Here is a 2,180-nt window from a genome sequence, read left to right as displayed (position 1 = left end):
TGGCCGGGTCCCGCACGCCGGGCTGCGGCGCAGCGCCTCGACGGCGATATCGCGTTCCTCGCGCCTGCGCCGCAGCCCGGCGTGCGGGACCCGGCCAAGCTCGACATAATCGATCACCGCCAGCCGCGGATCGGGCTGGTCGGTCTGGCCGACAACGGCGATATGCAGCGCCCGCTCGGCGGCCGAAATCCTGTCCAGCCCGCGTCCGCCAAGCTTCACCTCGCCGGAACTTGGCCGCAGCATGCCCGACAGCATGCGCAGCAGCGTCGTCTTGCCGGCGCCGTTGGGACCGATGATGGCAAGGCGATCGCCAGCGGCCACCGAGAAGCTGACCGCCTGGACCAGATTCCGCCCATTCGCCATGGCACAGAGGTCATGGGCTTCGAGAAGCGCTGCGCTCATCGGCTGCAGCCCGCCGGATTGCGGGGACGGCAAAGTGTGAGCATGGTGATGCGATGATCGATGGAGCCGTCCAACTTTCCGTCACTTTCCAAAACTGGCGACGGAAGGAAGCTGGCGAACCGGCCGACAAGGCCGGGATTCGCGTTTCCTCCCGGCACACCCCGTCCGGTCAACTCAGTGATGGCAGGTCTCCTGGCTCGCGGGTCGTTGCGCCATCCTGCCTTCCCAGCCTTGCCGGCCAGTGGCATTCACGGATTTTGCTCGCCGCTTACAGTTGCGGGGGCAGCCACGGCCTCGACCTGAACAGGCCTCACCGTGTTCCCTTTTCACCCCTCGCCTTTCGGCTCGGGGACCATCACCACTTCAGCGTAGATTTCCACCAAACGCTTCGCAATGGATTTCTCGGACGAAGTGGTGGGCCAGCTAAGGGAAACAGGCATTGCACGCTCACTTTATGTAATAACATAACATTCTTAGGAGATGACGCGGCCCGCTGTCAAGCGAAAGCCCATGGGATCGGCGCAGATTGCACGGAATGCGCAATTTCGATCAAACTGGCCGCGCCAGGAAACGCCAAGATGATCCGGCCAATGCGAAAAGGAGCCCCATGAACCCGACCGAGAAAGCGCTGTGGTTCGTCGAGAGCCATCTGCCGGAGGCGATCTCGCTTGACGATGTCGCGCAAAGCAGCGGCGTGTCGCGTTTTCATGTGACGCGCGCCTTCGGCGCCGCAACCGGCCGCTCGGTGATGGGTTACATGCGCTCACGCCGGCTGACCGAGGCGGCGCGCAAGCTGGCCGGCGGAGCGCCCGACATCCTCGTCGTCGCGCTCGACGCCGGCTACAACTCGCATGAGGCGTTCACCCGTGCCTTCCGCGATCAGTTCGGCACCACGCCGGAACTGGTGCGCGCGCAAGGCTCGACCAACAACCTCGACCTCGTGGAGCCGATCCTGATGGACCAGTCCTTCCTCACCAATCTCGAACCACCGCGCTTCGAGACCAGCCGGCCGTTCCTGATCGCCGGCCTCGGCGAACGCTACAGCTGCGAAACCAGCGCCGGGATTCCGATGCAGTGGCAGCGTTTTGCACCCTATATCGGCAACATCCCCGGCGAGATCTCAGGCGTTTTCTACGGCGTCTGCCTTAACGGCGATGACGCGGGCAATTTCGACTATGTCGTCGGCGTCGAAGTGTCCGGCTTTGCGGATCTGCCGAAGGACTTCTATCGGGTGCGGGTGCCGGCGCAGAAATATGCGGTGTTCTCGCACCGCGAGCACATCTCATCCATCCGCCGGACGATCAACACGATCTGGAACAGTTGGCTGCCCGACTCCGGTCACGAAATCGCGGATGCACCGGAATTCGAGCGCTATGGACCGGAGTTCGATGCCCACAGCGGCAATGGCGGGCTGGAGATCTGGGTACCGGTGAAGGCGTAGCTCGATCACGCCATCGGCAGCGCCGGCCAGCGATCGATGACCTTTCCGCCGGAAAACACGGCGATCGACCCGAATTGCTGCAGCACGGCCTCGCTCTGCGTCGGCCTTAGAAACGCGTAGTCGCCTGGCCTTGCGGCCGCATCGGCGGGCAAGCCCATGAATTGCTGGTTGGAGGACAGGCCGAGCAGGCCGTTCGTCTTCATGCCTTGGGGGAAGACCGGCTCGGCCATCCACTTGCCGCCATAGAGATAGCAGCCCTTGCGCGGAAACCGGCCGAGCGCCTGCAGCAGGCGGGTGACGGCCGGCGGGCCAGGCAGCATCCGCTCGACCACTTTCC

General features: G+C 64.1%; 2 protein-coding genes, 1 pseudogene and 1 riboswitch. Of the genes and pseudogenes, 1 reads left to right on the top strand and 2 read right to left on the bottom strand.

Going from position 1 to position 2,180, the window contains the following annotated elements; all coding sequences use genetic code 11:
- The coding region (locus ENZ75_RS29680; RefSeq protein WP_164888109.1) for an ABC transporter ATP-binding protein at positions 1 to 402 on the bottom strand (402 nt) is incomplete at its 3' end.
- Between the two features lie 164 nt (positions 403 to 566).
- Positions 567 to 774: riboswitch (cobalamin riboswitch) on the bottom strand.
- A 235-nt stretch (positions 775 to 1,009) separates the two neighbouring features.
- On the opposite strand from ENZ75_RS29680, the gene ENZ75_RS29675 reads away from it, so the two are divergent.
- Positions 1,010 to 1,843 carry an AraC family transcriptional regulator gene (locus tag ENZ75_RS29675; RefSeq protein ID WP_063170197.1) on the top strand — a complete coding sequence of 278 codons (834 nt, stop codon included), beginning with the start codon at positions 1,010 to 1,012 and terminating at the stop codon, positions 1,841 to 1,843.
- Positions 1,844 to 1,848: 5 nt separating this feature from the next.
- Here ENZ75_RS29675 and ENZ75_RS29670 read toward each other — a convergent pair.
- A pseudogene (locus ENZ75_RS29670) lies at positions 1,849 to 2,180 on the bottom strand (DSD1 family PLP-dependent enzyme); the annotation flags it as partial.

This window comes from Mesorhizobium sp. M7A.F.Ca.CA.002.04.1.1, assembly GCF_004022805.1.
Classification (GTDB): domain Bacteria; phylum Pseudomonadota; class Alphaproteobacteria; order Rhizobiales; family Rhizobiaceae; genus Mesorhizobium; species Mesorhizobium ciceri.
This window is presented reverse-complemented; position numbering and strand designations above follow the sequence as displayed.

Excerpts from the sequence above, each read along its gene's own strand:
- ENZ75_RS29675 (WP_063170197.1), top strand. The coding sequence starts at position 1,010 with ATGAACCCGACCGAGAAAGCGCTGTGGTTCGTCGAGAGCCATCTGCCG.